At 70.7% G+C, this 16041-nt stretch carries 15 protein-coding genes; 8 read left to right on the forward strand and 7 right to left on the reverse strand.

Going from position 1 to position 16041, the window contains the following annotated elements; translation table 11 throughout:
* Positions 1–20 precede the first annotated feature (20 nt).
* Positions 21–563 (forward strand): DUF2550 domain-containing protein, encoded by a 543-nt coding sequence (locus EAS64_RS17920; protein WP_145854131.1) that lies wholly within the window; start codon positions 21–23, stop codon positions 561–563.
* Positions 564–565: 2 nt separating this feature from the next.
* On the opposite strand, the gene EAS64_RS17925 is transcribed toward EAS64_RS17920, so the two are convergent.
* Complete coding sequence (locus EAS64_RS17925; RefSeq protein WP_145854132.1) at positions 566–1174, reverse strand: cob(I)yrinic acid a,c-diamide adenosyltransferase; 609 nt, start codon at positions 1172–1174, stop codon at positions 566–568.
* Positions 1175–1386: 212 nt separating this feature from the next.
* Between EAS64_RS17925 and EAS64_RS17930 the strand changes: the two genes are divergently transcribed.
* Entirely contained in the window at positions 1387–3030 is a 1644-nt protein-coding gene (locus tag EAS64_RS17930) for a GMC family oxidoreductase (protein ID WP_145854133.1), read from the forward strand.
* A gap of 22 nt (positions 3031–3052) precedes the next feature.
* Here EAS64_RS17930 and EAS64_RS17935 read toward each other — a convergent pair whose 3' ends face one another.
* Complete coding sequence (locus EAS64_RS17935; RefSeq protein WP_145854134.1) at positions 3053–4609, reverse strand: aldehyde dehydrogenase family protein; 1557 nt, start codon at positions 4607–4609, stop codon at positions 3053–3055.
* A gap of 142 nt (positions 4610–4751) precedes the next feature.
* Between EAS64_RS17935 and EAS64_RS17940 the strand changes: the two genes are divergently transcribed.
* The gene (locus tag EAS64_RS17940; protein ID WP_246115737.1) at positions 4752–5432 is read left to right on the forward strand and encodes a RibD family protein; all 681 of its coding nucleotides are present in this window, start codon (positions 4752–4754) and stop codon (positions 5430–5432) included.
* Positions 5433–5559: 127 nt separating this feature from the next.
* Positions 5560–7458, forward strand: coding sequence for an FHA domain-containing protein (locus EAS64_RS17945; protein ID WP_222849387.1), 1899 nt, complete (start codon positions 5560–5562; stop codon positions 7456–7458).
* A gap of 13 nt (positions 7459–7471) precedes the next feature.
* Here EAS64_RS17945 and EAS64_RS17950 read toward each other — a convergent pair whose 3' ends face one another.
* Positions 7472–8179 (reverse strand): alpha/beta hydrolase, encoded by a 708-nt coding sequence (locus EAS64_RS17950; RefSeq protein WP_145854874.1) that lies wholly within the window; start codon positions 8177–8179, stop codon positions 7472–7474.
* 34 nt (positions 8180–8213) lie between these two features.
* On the reverse strand, positions 8214–8486 hold the full coding sequence (locus EAS64_RS17955; RefSeq protein ID WP_187365985.1) for an Rv1322 family protein: 273 nt from the start codon (positions 8484–8486) through the stop codon (positions 8214–8216).
* 89 nt (positions 8487–8575) lie between these two features.
* Here EAS64_RS17955 and nucS point away from each other — a divergent pair, with 89 nt between their 5' ends.
* Positions 8576–9250, forward strand: a complete 675-nt coding sequence (gene nucS, locus EAS64_RS17960; RefSeq protein ID WP_145854135.1) for an endonuclease NucS — start codon at positions 8576–8578, stop codon at positions 9248–9250.
* A gap of 118 nt (positions 9251–9368) precedes the next feature.
* Here the strand turns inward: nucS and EAS64_RS17965 are convergent, their stop codons facing one another.
* Complete coding sequence (locus EAS64_RS17965) at positions 9369–10697, reverse strand: DivIVA domain-containing protein (protein WP_145854136.1); 1329 nt, start codon at positions 10695–10697, stop codon at positions 9369–9371.
* Positions 10698–10959: 262 nt separating this feature from the next.
* Positions 10960–11376 (reverse strand): methylmalonyl-CoA epimerase, encoded by a 417-nt coding sequence (gene mce, locus EAS64_RS17970; protein WP_145854137.1) that lies wholly within the window; start codon positions 11374–11376, stop codon positions 10960–10962.
* Between the two features lie 72 nt (positions 11377–11448).
* Between mce and EAS64_RS17975 the strand changes: the two genes are divergently transcribed.
* Positions 11449–12630 carry an acetyl-CoA C-acetyltransferase gene (locus tag EAS64_RS17975; protein ID WP_145854138.1) on the forward strand — a complete coding sequence of 394 codons (1182 nt, stop codon included), beginning with the start codon at positions 11449–11451 and terminating at the stop codon, positions 12628–12630.
* Between the two features lie 59 nt (positions 12631–12689).
* Positions 12690–13619, forward strand: a complete 930-nt coding sequence (gene meaB / locus EAS64_RS17980; protein WP_222849444.1) for a methylmalonyl Co-A mutase-associated GTPase MeaB — start codon at positions 12690–12692, stop codon at positions 13617–13619.
* A gap of 11 nt (positions 13620–13630) precedes the next feature.
* On the opposite strand, the gene EAS64_RS17985 is transcribed toward meaB, so the two are convergent.
* Complete coding sequence (locus EAS64_RS17985; protein ID WP_145854140.1) at positions 13631–15355, reverse strand: hypothetical protein; 1725 nt, start codon at positions 15353–15355, stop codon at positions 13631–13633.
* 163 nt (positions 15356–15518) lie between these two features.
* Here EAS64_RS17985 and EAS64_RS17990 point away from each other — a divergent pair, with 163 nt between their 5' ends.
* On the forward strand, positions 15519–16028 hold the full coding sequence (locus EAS64_RS17990) for a MarR family winged helix-turn-helix transcriptional regulator (RefSeq protein ID WP_145854141.1): 510 nt from the start codon (positions 15519–15521) through the stop codon (positions 16026–16028).
* Positions 16029–16041: the final 13 nt, after the last annotated feature.

Here is a 16041-nt window from a genome sequence, read left to right on the forward strand (position 1 = left end):
CGGGCCGGCGGGGCGGCTAGGTGGGGAGAGCGATCACGGACGCGGTATGGATCTTCGCCGCCGTCCTCGCGCTCCTCGTCATCGCCGCCGCCGTCCTCGCCTCCCGCCGCTACTTGCTTGAGCGCACCGGCGGGACCGTGGAGTGCGCCGTGCGTCAGCCAGCGGAAAGCGGCACCTGGCGCCTTGGCGTGCTCTCTTACCAGAACGACGCGCTGTGCTGGTACGGCGCGCTGGGCGTGTTGCTGCGCCCGGAGCACATCTACACCAGGCGCGCGCTCAGCGTGGTGTCGCGCCGGGCCGCGCTCCCGTCGGAGGCGGTCGTACTCGGGGCGGACCGGATCGTGGTGGAACTTGCCACCGGGGCCGGGGCAGGCGGACCGGGCTTGCCCCCTGGCGGGGGCGCGCAGCGCGTCGAGCTCGCCATGACGGAGCAGGCCCTGACCGGCTTCCTCGCCTGGATCGAGGCCGCACCGCCCGGCTCGCACCTCGGCGAGATCTTAAGCCCCCATGGGCGTTCAGCGAGGGCCAGCGACCGCCGCACAGGGTCGGCGCATGCCGCATAAGGTCAGCGGTCGCCGCCGGGACGCCACAGCACGTCGCCGGTGCCCGCGTCGCCTTCGTTGGCTGCCCGGGCCAGGATGAACAGCAGGTCGGACAGCCGGTTCAGGTACCTGGCCGGCCAGGGGCTCATCGGGTCGCCCTGGTCGGCGACAGCGGCCCAGGCGGTCCGCTCGGCGCGCCGGACGACGGCCCGCGCCGTGTGCAGCAGCGCGGCGCCCGGTGTGCCGCCGGGCAGCACGAACGACCGCAGGACGGGCAGGTCCGCGTTCCACTCGTCGCAGGCCGACTCGAGCGCGGTCAGGTAGCTCTCGTCGATGCGCAGCTGCGGGTACTGCGGCGGCGTCTCCGGCAGGGGAGTGGCCAGGTCGGCGCCGCAGTCGAAGAGCTCGTTCTGGATCCTGCGCAGCAGCGTGACCATCTCGCCGGGTAGTGCGCCGAGGGTGACCGCGGCGCCGATGGCGCAGTTCGCCTCGTCCGTCTCGGCATAGGCGGCGAGGCGGCTGTCGGTCTTGGCGACCCGCGAGCCGTCGTTGAGTCCCGTGGTGCCCTCGTCGCCGGTCCTGGTGTAGATCCTGGAGAGCACGACCGGGGTGTCGCGGCTGTCGTCGGTCATGGAGCCACCGTAGCGTAGTTACGCTAAGTAATCTGAAGTCATGTGTGATCCCTGCATTTACCTGGGTATAGAGCCGGAGGTACATACAAGAGGGCAATGAAAGTGACACTCGGTAGTCACATGCGCCAACACCGGGGTCCGGCGGTTCTCGGGGGCCCGCCGGACTCCGGTTCTTCGCATAGGCCCTCGTTTCGCCCGATAGGGTTTCTTCTGTGTTCGACTACGTGATCGTCGGCGGCGGTAGCGCGGGCTGCGTGGTGGCCGCGCGGCTCGCCGAGGACCCGGGCACCCGGGTGCTGCTTCTCGAGGCCGGGCCGGAGGCCACCGCCATCGACGAGGTGCACATCCCCGCGGCCTACAGCCGGCTATTCCGCAGCCAGTACGACTGGAACTACGTGACGCTCCCGCAGGAGCGCGCGGACGGACGCCCGGTCTACTGGCCGCGCGGCAAGGTGCTCGGCGGTTCATCGGCGATGAACGCCATGATCTACATCCGGGGCAACCGGGCGGACTACGACACCTGGCGCGACGAGTACGGGTGCACCGGGTGGGGCTTCAGGGACCTGCTGCCCTACTTCCTGCGCGCGGAGGACAACGCACGCGGCGCGAGTGCCTATCACGGCACCGGCGGCCCGCTCGCGGTGCAGGACCTGCGGCACAAGTCGGCGCACGCCGAGAACTTCATCGAGGCGGCCACCAGGCGCGGCGCGCTGCGCAACGACGACTTCAACGGGCCGCAGCAGGACGGCGTCGGCTTCTACCAGGTGACGCAGCGGGACGGCAGGCGGTGCAGCGCGGCCGACGCCTACCTGGCCACCCGCCCGCAGAACCTGACCGTGATCACCGGCGCGTTCGTCACTGGTCTTGTCATCGAGGGTGGCCGGGCCGCGGGGGTGACCTACCGGCACGAGGGCCGGGAGGAGACGGCGCGCGCCGAGGCCGAGATCGTGCTGGCCGCGGGCGCGATCGGCACGCCGCAGCTGCTGATGCTCTCCGGCATCGGCCCGGCCGATCAGCTGCGCGAGCATGGCGTCTACGTGATCGACGACATGCCCTCGGTGGGCGCCAACCTGATCGACCACCCGGGCGTGCCCGTCCTGTGGTCCACACCGGGCGTCAAGGGGCTGTGGGAGTCGACGGGCAACGGCGGTGTCGCCCGCTGGAAGTTGACCCGCAAGGGGCCGCTCACCTCGAACATCGCCGAGGCCGGCGGCTTTGCCCGCAGCGACCCCCGGCTGTCCGCGCCCGACCTGCAGTGGCACGTGCTGCCGGTCGGCTACCGCGAGCAGGGGCTGACCGACCCGGCCCGGCGCGCGATGACGGTGCTTGTCACGCTGGTCGACGTGGCGAGCAGGGGGAGGATCAGGCTCGCGTCGCGCGACCCGCGGCACCGGCCGCTTATCGACCCCGGCTACCTGTCCGACGTACGCGATCTCAACGCGCTCGCGGTCGGCGTCCGGATGGCCCGCGACTACGGCACCGCCGCGCCGCTGTCCAAGATCTGCACGGCCGAGCTGGCGCCGGGCGACGGCGTGAACACCGACCACGAGATGCGCGACTACATCCGCGGCTCGGTGGTCACCGTCTATCACCCGGCGGGCACCTGCGCGATGGGCGGCGACGTGGCGAAGTCGGCGAGCGGCTACGACAGCGTGACCGACCCGCAGCTGCGCGTCCGCGGCATTAACGGCCTGCGCGTCGTCGACGCGTCGGTCATGCCGACCCTGCCGCGCGGCAACACCAACGCCCCGGTGATCGCGATCGCGGAGCGGGCGGCCGACCTCATCGCCGGCCGTGCCCCGCTTGCACCGCGAGACCCGGAGACAGTACCGGCGGCCCCGTCCGCCGCGGGCTAAGCAGCAACCGCTTATCCGCGCCTTACCCGCGCCGCCTCTTCGGCTGGTACAGGCGGCCGTGCAGCACGGTGACCAGCTTGACGATCCGGTCCATGTCGTCCGATGTCCGGCGGAAGCTGGTGGTGAGCACCACCGGCTTCATCCACTGCCTGGTGATCGACTTGGCCCGGGAGAACTCGCGCAGGCCGTCGGCGCCGTGGATCCGGCCGAACCCGGACTCGCCGCTGCCGCCGAACGGCAGTGCGGGCACCGCGGCGAACGAGATCACCGAGTTGACCGAGGTCATGCCCGACCGCAGGGCGCGCGCGGCGCGCAGCCCGGCCCGGCGCCCCTTGGTGAACACCGAGGACCCGAGCGCGTACGGCGATGCGTTGGCGAGCCGCACGGCGTCGTTCAGCGACGCCACCGGGGTGACGGTAACCACCGGCCCGAAGGTCTCCTCGCGCTGCGCTGCGCTCTCCTCTGGCACGTCCACGAGCACCACCGGCGTGACGTACGGCGCGCGCACCGAGTCGAGCCCGCCGTACAGTGCGCGGCCCCCGCGTGCCGTCGCGTCGGCCAGGTGCCGTTCCACCACGTCGACCTGCCCGGGCAGCGTCATCGGCCCGTAGGTGGCGGACGCGTCGTCGCCGGGCCGCAGCTTCGACACCCGGTCGGACAGCTTGTCGAGGAACGCGTGGTACACCGACTCGACCACGTAGACCCGCTCCACGCCGACGCAGGTCTGCCCGGCGTTGGACATGGCTCCCCAGGCCGCGGCGTCCGCGGCGGCGTCCAGGTCGGCGTCGGCCGCGACGAGCAGCGCGTCCTTGCCGCCGCACTCGGCGAGCACCGGGGTCAGGGTCTCCGCGGCGGCGGCGAGCACCTTGCGCGCGGTGGGCGCGGACCCGGTGAACGCCAGCTTGTTCACGCCCGACTTGGCCAGCTCCGCGCCAGTGGCGCCGAGCCCGGTGACGAGCTGCAGCACCGGCTCGGTGTCGCCGAACACCTCGGAGAGCACCTCGCCGAACGACTGCACCAGCCATTGCCCGACACCGGTGGTCAGCTCCGACGGCTTGAACACCACGGCGTTGCCCGCGGCGAGCGCGTACCCGATCGAGCCCATCGGGGTGAACACCGGGTAGTTCCACGGCCCGATCACGCCGACCACGCCGAGCGGCTGGTATTCCACGGAAGCCGACTGGTTGAGCATGGCGATCCCGGTGGACACTCGACGGGGCTTGAGCACGGACCGCGCGTGCTTGGCGGCCCAGTCCAGGTGCAGGATCGTGTTGACGATCTCCAGCGTGGCGTCGTCCAGCGGCTTGCCCGTCTCGTCGTGCACCAGCTGCGCCAGACGCCCCATGTACCGGGTGAGGTGCGACTTCCACGCCAGCAGCCGCAGCCGCCGGTCCGCGTAGGACAGCCCGCCCCACCAGGCCGCCGCCGACCGGGCGCGGCGCACCGCGAGGGCGACCTCACGTTCACCGTCTATCCCGTAGGTGGCGAGAACCTCGCCGGTCGCCGGGTTTACCGACTCGAACGTCTCACGCACCGTGCCCCACGACGGAACCGTGGGCGAAACCGCAGAACCTGCCATGTCCCCAGTATCTCCCGGGGGACGACCCCCCGTACCCCCCGCTGTTCACCCGAGCGGGGCCGATCGCAACAAACGCGAGTGTATCGGCCCCGCCCGGGCGAACAAGAGCAGCTCGTGGGACGCCCGGAGTACCGTAAGGACCGTGCCCGACCGCCCGTACACGATCGTGAGCTGCGCCGTTTCCGTCGACGGCTGCCTGGACGACGGATCGCCAGAGCGGCTGATCCTGTCCGGCCCGGAGGACCTCGACGAGGTGGACGAACTGCGCGCCCGCGCCGATGCGATCCTGATCGGCGCCGGCACGATCCGCGCCGACAACCCGCGACTGCTGGTCCGCGACCCCGCGCGGGTGGCCGCACGGGAGCGGGCGGGCAGGCCGCCGCACCCGCTGCGCGTCACGCTGACCACGACCGGCGACATCGACCCGGCCGCCCGCTTCTTCGCCGGCCCAGGCACTCCCCTCGTCTACGCCGCGTCCGCCGCCGTGCCGGCGGCGAAGCGGAATCTCGGCGGTGCGGCGGTCGTCATCGACGCGGGCGCGGAGCCGTCCGTCGCCGCCGTCTTGGCCGATCTTCATTCCGAACGGTTGGTGGCTACTCTCCTCGCGGAACCCGGCGCCATAATGGCGCGCGACCTGCTGGCGGGAAACTTGGCCGACGAACTCCGGCTGGCGATCGCCCCATTCCTCGTCGGCGACAAAACGGCACCGCGATTCGCCATGCCCGCACATTATCCGCAGAATCCCGACGCTCCGATGACCCTGGAAGACGTCCGCCGCCTCGGCGATCTCGTGATCATTCGCTACCGGATAATGCGCGCGTAACAGGGTGTTCGACGGCGGGATATTGACGCGGAAACGAGACATCGTAAGCATGGAGACGGGCGGACGCGGGCGATACCGTACCGGCGGGAAATATCGGGCGTGCTAACCGGCGGACGGGAGATGCGCGGTGAAAGCTACTGTCGTTGGAATCCATGGCGATCTTGCCGGACAGCGATTTCCTGTCGGCGACTCGCCGGTCACCTTCGGGCGCGGCGAGGATAACGACATCGTCATCTCCGATCCCGCGGTCTCCCGGGTGCACGCGGAACTGCGCCAGGAGGCCGACGGCTTCGTGGTCGCCGACCGCGGCAGCGCCAACGGCACCCGGGTGAATGGCGTGCTCATCACCGGCGCTGAGCGGCTGCGGCCCGGCGATGAGATCGAGATCGCGCACCACCGGTTCACCTTCGAGGCGATCGACGCGGGCGCGGTGACCGTGGCGGCGAACACCAAGCGGATCACCGAGGCGGTCAAGTCGGAGCCTGTCCTGCGGGTCACGGTCAGCGGCGGCGGGCCTGTCGGCCTGGCCTTCGCGCTGATCCTCGCCGACCTCATGGGTCCCAAGGTGGCGATCAGGATATACAACGGCCGCTGGAAGCGGGACGGCCGCAAGGTGGTATGGAAGGGTCACGACGAGGGCAACGTCCGCCGCATGCAGGTGGTGACCATCCAGAGCCGCCAGTTCCTCAAGATGCCGCAGGAAATGCAGGACTGCCTGTTCACCCCGGGCAACTACACCGAGATGTGGCCGTCGGGGCCGGACTCGGTCAACAATGTCGGCCCGCGCAACATCCGCATCGCCTACATCGAGGACCAGCTGCTCGAGCTCGCCAACAAGAAGCGCGGCCAGATCGAGCTCATCCCCGAGCCCTACGACGCGGAGTCGGCCGCCAGCGAGACGGTCAAGCAGCACGTCCTGGCGATCTGCGAGGGCAGCAGGTCGCGGACGTTCTCCTACTACAAGCCCAAGTTCGGCGCGGCCGACTTCAGCCTGTACGGGCTTGACGGCGAGCAGCTGTCCGACATGGTCCTCGGCCTGCGGGTGAAGTCGCTGCTGCCCGACCCGATGGCGGTGCTGCTCACCGTGTCGCAGAACCGGTTCCTGCTCAACTCGCTGAACGGCGAGGGCTTCCTGAACATGCGGCTCACCGACCAGGAGGCGAACGAGGCGGTCGGCATCAACCCCATCAAGCAGACGTTCAGCGGCTGCATTCAGTCGGAGCCCTGCCTGCTCGAGCTCGGCCCGCGCGGCGACTTCATGTGCGGCACGCACCACACGCTGTTCCTGCCCGCCCTGCTGCGCGGGTCCGCGTTCTGGTCGCGGGTGCAGGAGGGTCTCGCCCTGTTCGGCGTCCCGCCGGAGAACCTGACCGCGGTGACCGGCTTCCAGCTGAACATGGTGCAGCGGCCGAGGTTCTCCGTCCGGCTGTACCCGCCGACCGCCACGACGCCTGGCACGTTCGGCTTCCTGCTCGGCGACGCGGCCAATGCGATCCACTTCTGGCCGGGCCGCGGCCTGAACAGCGGGCTGGCCTCGGCGATCTCGCTGGCACGGTGCCTGGCCAGGCCGCGGCGCGGCACGACGCTGCGGGAGGCCGACTTCACCAGGCACGAGGCGGTGATGTCCATGCTGCAGTACCGGCACAAGAGCCGGGCGTGGCTGCAGATGGTCACCGCGGACGAAGACGGCAACTTCCGCGCGATCAAGGACATCATCGCCCAGGGCATCACCGAGGGCGACGAGGGTCACTTCGACCCGGAGGCCGATCTCGAGGAGCTGCTGCTCCGGGTAACCCAGATCAGGGACCGGCTCGCGTCCCGCATCGACGGCCTGCCCGATGACGCCACCCTCCGCACTCACCTGGAGTCACTGGCCGCCCCGCTGCTGCACACCCTGGTCGCCAGCGGCCCGTGGGACACCGTGAACGTCGGCGGCGAAGAGGTAGAGATCGACTGGCTGCTCGAGGATCCCCAGCCCACTCAGCCCCCCGCGCCGCCCAAGCTAGCCGCCACCCCGGCCCGCTGACCCGCCTGGCCGTCTACTCCCCGTCCCAGGTGGTCGGCAGCGTCCCGCCGTGCAGGGCGGCGGGGTTGACGGTGCGGACGATCTCGCTGAGCACGATGCGGACGTAGTTCTCGCCCACCCACAGGTGCTTGGCGCCGTCCACCCCGATCACGGTAGCCTTGGGCACCCGGGCGAAGCGCTGCCGTGCCTCGTCGGGGCGCAGGTAGTCGTCGAACTCGGGCACCAGTGCGGTCAGCGGCCTGCCCGAGGCGGCCCAGCGGTCCAGGTCCTCGTCGGTGGCCCGGCGCAGCGGCGGTGACAGCAGGATGCCGCCGGTGACACCGGGCAGCAGGCCCCACTTGAGCGTCAGTTCGGTACCGAAGGACCAGCCGAGCAGCCAGACGTCCGGCAGGCCCGCGGCGACCGCGTAGCCGACCGCGGCCTCGACGTCCAGCCGCTCGGTCTCGCCGCCGCCGAACTCCCCCTCGCTCCTGCCCTGGTCCGAGATGGTGCCCCTGGTATTGAAGCGGAGCACGGCCAGGTCCGCCAGCGCGGGCAGGCGCGCCGCCGCCTTGCGGTACACGTGGCTGTCCATCATGCCGCCGTGCGTGGGCAGCGGGTGCAGGCAGACCAGCGTGCCCGCCGGGTCGCGGTCCGCGGGCAGCGCCAGCTCGCCGATCAGCCGCAGGCCGTCCGCCGTGGTCAGCGTGATGGGTGCCCGCCTGGCGGGCAGCACCGTCATGGCCCTGATGTCGGTCACCGAATCTCCCGTTGTCTCATCCTGGTCTGCGCTGCAGGCGGCGCTGCCAGCACACCGTATGCCAGTGCCGCCGCGCCGTCGCGCCCGAGTGGGTCGGCCACACCACGACGTGCGCAACCCCGGGGTAGAGCTCCTGGTCGCAGCCCGGGCAGCGGTACGGCTTGGTCGCGGCGGCGCCGGGCACCGGACGCACGATCCAGTCGCCGTCCGGCCAGTCCTCGATCCGTTCCGGGCCGAGGGGCGCGGACGGGACGGCGGGCCGGACTTTCCGGGTCTTGCGCGGGCTCACGGCGATACAGCCTATCCAGCTATGCGGGGGCAATGGTCTGCTAGTGGCAACGCATCGCGAGCGGCCGCTAGTCCCACTAAAGTGCCTGTGTGCGACTCGTCATCGCGCGGTGCAGCGTCGATTACGACGGCAGGCTCACCGCCCACCTCCCGTCCGCCCTCCGGCTCCTCATCGTGAAGGCCGACGGGTCCGTGCTCGTCCATTCCGACGGCGGTTCCTACAAGCCGCTCAACTGGATGTCGCCGCCCTGCCGGCTGACCGAGCACCCGGCGGCCGGCGACGAGCCCGGCAAGTGGACGGTGACCAACAAGGCAGGCGAGACGCTGACGATCACCATCACGGAGACCGTCTCCGACACCTCCGTCGACCTGGGCATCGACCCGGGCCTGGTCAAGGACGGCGTCGAGGCCCACCTGCAGGAGCTGCTCGCCGAGCAGCTGCACCTGCTCGGCGACGGCTGGCGGCTGATCCGCCGCGAGTACCCCACGCCCATCGGCCCCGTCGACATCATGTGCCGCGACGACTCGGGCGCGCACGTCGCCATCGAGATGAAGCGCCACGCGGGCATCGACGCGGTGGAGCAGCTCACCAGGTACCTGGAGCTGCTGAACAGGGACCCGCTGCTTTCGCCGGTGCAGGGCGTGCTCGCCGCGCAGACGATCAAGCTGCAGGCGCGCACGCTCGCCGAGGATCGCGGCATCCGGTGCGTGGTGCTGGACTACGACGCGATGCGCGGCATCGTGCGCGAGGGAACGCTCTTCTAGCCGCTTGTCGCAACGCTGCCCGAACCAAGGGCGGCGACCGGAGCCAGGAAAGCGTTGAGGCCCCCGGCTGAAACAGCCGGGGGCCTCAACTAGCCCTCAAGTCCCGTCTTGGGTGACGTTACTCGGTCCACCAGTCCTCTTCGCTCTTGCCGTCGCCGTTCGCCGCGGTGGGATGGGCGGCGGCAGGGGCGCCGTTGCCGGCCGGCCGGGCGATCGGCGCGGAGGCCGCGCCGTTGCCGACGGGCGCGCTCTCCACGGCCGGCTTGACCGGGGCGGCGGTGACGGCCGGGTCGGCAGGCAGCTGGATGCCGAGCTGTCCGCCGAGCAGCTGCCGCACCTGGGCGAGGTGGGTGGTGATGTTGTCCTTCTGGCGGGTGAGTTCCTCGACCTCGCGCTGTGCGGTGAGCCTGCGGCGCTCGGCCTCGGTCTTGGCCTCGCTGATTGCCGCATCAGCCTGTGCCTTGGACTGGGCGACGATCTGGTCGGCGTTCTTCTTCGCGTTCGACACGAGCTGACGCGCGTGCTGGTCGGCGTCGCGGCGGGTCTGGTCGGCCTGCGCGGAGGCCTTGGCGGCCCGCTGCTCGGCGGTGGACGCGCGCTGCTCGGCCTCGGAGACCAGCTTCTGCGTTGCGGCCTGCGCGGCGGAGAGCCGCTCGGCCTCCTGGCGCTCGGACTCTTCGCGGCGGGCGGCGAGCTGGATCTCGAACTCCGCCTCGGCCTGCGCCCGCTGCGCCTCGCTCTCCTCGAGGATGCGCTGCGCCTGGGACCGCATCTCATCGGCCTGGCGCTTGGAGGTGGTGAGGATCTCGTCCCGCTCCCGCTTGGCCGCCGCCTTGAGCTGTGCCACCTCGCGCTCGGTGGTGGTGCGCAGCTTGGCGATGTCCCGCTCGGTGGAGGCGCGCTTCTCCGCCACCTCGTGGTCCGCGGTGGCGCGCAGCTTGGCGACCTCCCGCTCGGTGGTGGAGGTCAGCTCGTCGGACTCGCGCCGCGCGGTGGTGCGGATCGAGTCGGCCTCGCGCTCCGCGGCACCGCGCACGTCGTCGGTCTCGCGCTTGGCGTTGGCGCGCAGCTCCGCGGCCTCGTTCTCGGCCGCGGCCCGCAGCTCGGCGCCGTCAACCTTGGCGGCCGCCTTGATCTCGTTGGCCTCGGAGCGGGCAGCCTGCACAAGCTCGGTGGCCTGCTCCTCGGCGAGCCGCAGGAGCTGCTCAATGCGTGCGCCAAGACCGGAATAGGTCGGCCGCTCCTGCTCCTGGATCTGCCGCTGCGCGTCCTGAAGGTCACGCCGCGCGCCAAGTGCGTCCTCCTGGTGCCGCCGCACCTCGTTGGCGAGCTGACGGATGTGTTCGTCGACCTGGTGCGGATCGTAACCGCGCATGACCTTGGCGAAATCACGCGGCGGGGTCTCTTCGAAGAAGCTGGTCAGCTGAGCGTCGATGTCCGATTGCATATGGGCCTAATCCAAGCTAGACGGGGACGGCAGGCAAGGCCGGAGGGCGGGGTGCTGGTCTCGCCGATGAAAGGCAATCTACTCCGCCTTCGCGGGGGTCTGCGGGTGCTTCGATGGACTGCTCAGGCAGAATCCCGGCTGGCGGCTTTGATGTCACCTAGCATAAAAGTTTAGGCGTCACATGCCCCTCTTGGGCCACTTGATCCAGTCCGGAAGATCACGTTTCACGCACCTCACAAGACCGGCGAAGTCCCCCAAGATGTCACGAATCCGCCCGAGGCTGGACCAGCTCGGTCAGAACACCGCCCAGATCGGCCGGGTGCAAGAACGCGATTGACGCCCCCATCGAGCCGTGCCGGGGCCGCGAATCGATGAGCCGGACGCCGGTCGCGCCGATCTCCGCGAGTGCCTCCGTCACATCCGCGACCGCGTATCCGACGTGGTGCATTCCCTCGCCGCGCCGCTCGACGAATTTCCCGACGGTGGTGCCTGGCGACAGCGGCTCGAGCAGCTGAACGTACGAGGTACCCGACTCGGTGGCGAGCATCGCCTCGCGGACGCCCTGCTCCTCGTTGGTCTCTTCCGCCACCACCGTGAGCCCGAACACGTTCGTGTACCGCTCGATGGCGGCCTCGAGCGACCGGCAGGCGATGCCCACATGATCGATTCGCAACAGCATGATGGGTATGTTGACATAGAGATGGACGCATGCAGTAACGCAGGTACGCATTTCCGGATGGCAGGAGGCCCCATGGGCGACCGTGACCCAGTGATCATCGGCGGAGCGCGGACGGGGATCGGGCGCCTGCTCGGCAGCCTCGCCGGGTTCAGCGCCGCCGACCTCGGCGGGTTCGCCATCAAGGGCGCATTGGACCGCGCGAACGTCAGTCCGGAGCTGGTCGAGTACGTGATCATGGGCCATGTGCTGCAGGCGGGCGCCGGGCAGATCACCTCACGGCAGGCCGCGGTGAAGGCGGGCATCCCGATGACGGTTCCCGCCACCACGGTCAACAAGGTCTGCCTTTCCGGTCTTGACGCGATTGCCCAGGCGGCGGACCTGATCAGGCTCGGCGAGTTCGACGTGATCGTCGCGGGCGGCATGGAAAGCATGACCAACGCGCCGCACGTGCTGAAGAACTCGCGCAAGGGCTACAAGTACGGCGCGGTCGAGATGCTCGACTCGATGGCCGTCGACGGCCTGACCGACGTGTTCGACGGCCTGTCGATGGGCGAGTCGACCGAGCGCTTCAACGGCAAGCTGGACATCAGCCGCGCGGAGCAGGACGAGTTCGCCGCCCGGTCGCAGCAGCGGGCCGCGCGGGCCGCCAAGGACGGCCTGATGGATGACGAGATCGTCCCCGTCGAGATCAAGTCGCGCAAGGAGACGACCGTCTTCAAGTCCGACGAGGGCATCCGCGGCGACACCACCGCCGAGTCCCTCGCGAAGCTGCCCGCGGCCTTCGGCAAGGAAGGCACGATCACCGCCGGCTCCTCGTCGCAGATCTCCGACGGCGCCGCCGCGGTCATCGTGACCAGCCGCAAGAAGGCCGAGGAACTTGGCGCGACGATCCTCGCCGAGGTCGGCGCGTTCGGCACGGTCGCCGGGCCGGACAACAGCCTGCACCACCAGCCGTCCGGCGCGATCGCCAAGGCCCTCGGCAAGGCGGGCCTCGCGGTCAGCGACCTGAGCCTGATCGAGATCAACGAGGCGTTCGCCGCGGTCGGCATCGCCTCCATGCGCGAGCTCGGCGTCAGCCCGGACATCGTGAACGTGAACGGCGGCGCGATCGCGGTCGGCCACCCGCTCGGCGCGTCGGGCACGCGGATCGCGCTCACGCTCATCAACGAGCTGCGCCGCCGCGGCGGCGGCCTCGGCGCGGCGGCGCTGTGCGGCGGCGGCGGCCAGGGCTCCGCCCTGCTGCTCAAGGTCTGAGCGAGCCCCCAGTGAGCCAAAGCGTTCAGCGCGCGGCGGCGAACGGGAAGAGTACTGCCCTGAACGCAGGCGACATCCCGGGCCTGGTTCAGGCCGGGGACAGGCGCGCGCTCGCCCGGGTGATCTCGTGGGTGGAGAACGGGGACCCACGTACCCGTTCGGTGCTGCGGGACCTTAAGCCGCCGGCGACTGCGAGCCGCGTGATCGGCCTCACTGGCGCGCCGGGTGCGGGAAAGTCCACGGTGACAAGCGCGCTCGTGCGCGCGTTCCGCGCCAGGGGCGCCACCACGGCGGTGCTCGCCGTCGACCCGTCATCGCCGTTCACCGGCGGCGCGCTGCTCGGCGACCGCATCCGGATGCAGGAGCACGCCACCGACGACGGTGTGTTCATCAGGTCGATGGGCAGCCGCGGTCAGCTCGGCGGCCTCGCCGCCGCGACGCCGCAGTCGATCAGGGTGCTCGCCGCGGCCGGCTTCGAGGTGATCCTGGTGGAGACCGTCGGCGTCGGCCAGGCCGAGGTGGAGATCGCCTCGGCGGCCGACAGCACCGTGCTGCTCGTCGTGCCAGGGATGGGCGACTCGATCCAGGCCGCCAAGGCGGGCGTGCTCGAAGTCGCCGACGTGCTCGTGGTGAACAAGGCGGACCGCCCGGACACCCAGGCGACCCTGCGCGACCTGCGGGCGGCGGTGGCGCTCGCGCCGGGGGAATGGAAGCCGCCGATCGTGCCCACGGTGGCCACCGCGGGCGACGGCGTCGAGGACCTGGTCGCGGCGCTCGACAAGCACGACGCCTGGCTCGACGCGAGCGGCGAACGGGCGAGGCGGCGGCTCGCCAGGGCGCGCGACGAGGTGACAGCGCTCGCGTTCGGCGTGGTCGCCCGTCGGCTGACGGTCCCCGACGAGCTGGCCGCCCGGGTGGCGGACGGCAGTTCCGACCCGCTGACCGCCGCCGAGGAGCTGCTGGCAGCTGCCGGTTTCGCTATGGATTGACCCGCTTACTGTCAATCCTCCAGGGTCACCCCGACCATCGGCCCGACCGTCGCGAGGTGCTTCGCGTCGCCGAGGTACTCCGTCGACCAGGTGGCGGTCACCGGGTCGGCGAACGTCGCGGAGAATCCGCCGGAGTCTCCCGTCTTTACCTTGACGATCCAGTACCAGCCGCTGCTGCCGTGTGGCTTCAGGATGATCTGCACCATTTGGTGCGCCAGCGGCCGCCACTTGCCGCCGGTATAGGTCTCGAGCTTCCCCGTTACGGTCAGCTTCCCGCCCTTGGGCACGCGGTGCGGGGTGAATTTCACCTGGTCGAAGCGGTCCGCGTACTTCCAGGCCAGTTTGGTCGCGCTGAGCGAGGACAGGAACGCGGTGGCCGGGTCGTGGCTGGTCACGCCGTCCTTGCTGCTGGTGGAGCCGCCGAAGCTCGCCCGGTAATACGCGTAGTTGCGCAGCGCGGTGAACGTCGCGCTGAACGTCCTGCCGCCGTTGCCGCACAGGGAGCTCTTCTGCGCGGGAACCGCGCCGAGCGCGTGCCATGGTCCGTGCGGTCCCGGGGAGTACTGGATCACCAGGCCCTCCAGCGACGGCAGGTAGCCGGGCGTCTTCGGCGCGAGCCCGAGGCAGCCGCGGACGGTGACCTGCCAGAGCGGGTTCAGTGTGGCACTGAAGCCGGTGATGGCCGTGGGCAGCTCGACGGTCATCGGCAGCCTGACAGTCACGCTGGTGAGGAACTGGCCACCGCCTGCCTGGACGGTCCAGTTCGTGCTCGCCGCCAGTTTTGGCAGCGCGGCGGTGAAGTGGCCTGACTTGTCGGTGCTGGTGCTGAGGGGCGGATGTCCGCTGCTTGCGGAAATGTGCACCCGCTGGCCGGCCAGCGGCACCACGGTGTGACCCGACGCGTAGCCGACGGTGCCCGAGACGGTGACCTTGGCGCCGTACCTGACCTTCGCGGCGGACAGCCTGGCGGACAGCCGCAGCTGGCTTGGCTGCGCGGTCAGCGTCACCGGGGCCGCGGCGGCGCCCTTGGTCGCGGGCGTGGCGAGGATTTCGGCGGTGATCGTTTCCCCGGCGGCCGGGTGCGCCAGGGTGGCGCTGTAGCCGCCGGCCGCGGTAGTGGTCAGGTGGATGTCGCCCTCAACCGGGTCGTGCAGCACCAGCGGGCCGGTGTACGGCGTGGCCTGGGTGGCGCCTGGCGCCAGTTCGGTGACGGTGCCCGCGATGACCGGATGCTGGTTGGTGTAGCTGAGGACGGTGCTGACCTGGCCGGGCGTGATCTGCGGGGTGACCTGGAAGGGCAGCGTGCCGGCGGGGACGCCGGTGACCGAGGTCCCGCCCGCGTCGGCGGCGTCCACGGTGATGAAGTAGCTGCCGAGCGGCAGGGTCGCCGTGCTGAGCGTGCCGCTCGTCCAGATGCTCGAGCCAGGCTGCGCCCCGCCGGCCGGCCCGGTCATGGTCAGGTCGAGGGTATCTGTTCCGGTCGTGGCGTCGTCGAGGTGCACCTTCATCGACGCGAGCGCCGTGGTGGAGTTCGCGGTCACCGCGAGCGTCTCGCCGCCCTGGCCGCCGAGTGCGGTCACCGTGGCCGGGCTGGTGATGGTGATCGTGTCACTCGGCGTCGGCAGGTCGGTCGGCGCCGCGTCCGCCCTGGCCGGCCCGCCCGTCAGGGCGAACGCGCACACGACAGCGACCGTCGTGGCGGCACCCACGACGCTGACGCGTGACCGGGAGTCCATGGCAGCTCCAAGCAGGGGTGCAGACGCCCCACAGCCATTGTGGGTGAACGGTCGGGTGGTGACCAGTGCGGCACGTCACCAGGTTGATCACGGATTGGGGTCGATCACGGATTGCGCATGCGCGGCTGGTCGTAGCTGCGGAAACAACCGTAGTGTGTCCGGTGTGTCCAGAGAGCTTGGCCTGCCCTTCGATCCGATCGATCGCGCGGCGCGGATATGGGAGCGCCGGTTCGGCCCGTCGTCGGCGATGGCGGCGGTCACCTCGATCATGCGCGCACAGCAGCTGCTGCTCGCCGACCTGGACACGATCCTGCGGCCGTACGGGCTTACCTTCGCCAGGTACGAGGCCCTGGTGCTGCTCTCCTTCAGCCGGGAGGGCGCGCTGCCGCTGCGGGTGATGGGGGAGCGCCTGATGGTGCACCCCACCTCGGTGACCAACACGATCGACCGCCTCGAGGCGGCGGGCATGGTGGTACGCAAGCCCAACCCGGCCGACGGGCGCGGCCGCCTCGCCGAGATCACGGCGCGCGGCCGGGACGCGGTCGCGGTGGCGACCCGCGACCTGATGGCGGCGGACTTCGGCCTGGCCGGGTACTCGGAGCCGGACCGCGAGGCACTGTTCACCCTGCTGCGCGGCCTGCGGCTGTCCGCCGGCGATTTCACGGACTCCTGACCCCGTTCCGTCG

This window comes from Trebonia kvetii, from assembly GCF_007827045.1.
In the GTDB taxonomy this organism is placed as follows: domain Bacteria; phylum Actinomycetota; class Actinomycetes; order Streptosporangiales; family Streptosporangiaceae; genus Trebonia; species Trebonia kvetii.

What these genes read in the sequence shown, in the direction of transcription:
- EAS64_RS17925 (WP_145854132.1), bottom strand. Translation starts at nt 1,174, where the DNA reads ATGACCGACGACAGCCGCGACACCCCGGTCGTGCTCTCCAGGATCTAC.
- EAS64_RS17935 (WP_145854134.1), bottom strand. Translation starts at nt 4,609, where the DNA reads ATGGCAGGTTCTGCGGTTTCGCCCACGGTTCCGTCGTGGGGCACGGTG.
- EAS64_RS17950 (WP_145854874.1), bottom strand. Translation starts at nt 8,179, where the DNA reads ATGACGGTGCTGCCCGCCAGGCGGGCACCCATCACGCTGACCACGGCG.
- EAS64_RS17965 (WP_145854136.1), bottom strand. Translation starts at nt 10,697, where the DNA reads ATGCAATCGGACATCGACGCTCAGCTGACCAGCTTCTTCGAAGAGACC.
- mce (WP_145854137.1), bottom strand. Translation starts at nt 11,376, where the DNA reads ATGCTGTTGCGAATCGATCATGTGGGCATCGCCTGCCGGTCGCTCGAG.
- EAS64_RS17975 (WP_145854138.1), top strand. Translation starts at nt 11,449, where the DNA reads ATGGGCGACCGTGACCCAGTGATCATCGGCGGAGCGCGGACGGGGATC.
- EAS64_RS17985 (WP_145854140.1), bottom strand. Translation starts at nt 15,355, where the DNA reads ATGGACTCCCGGTCACGCGTCAGCGTCGTGGGTGCCGCCACGACGGTC.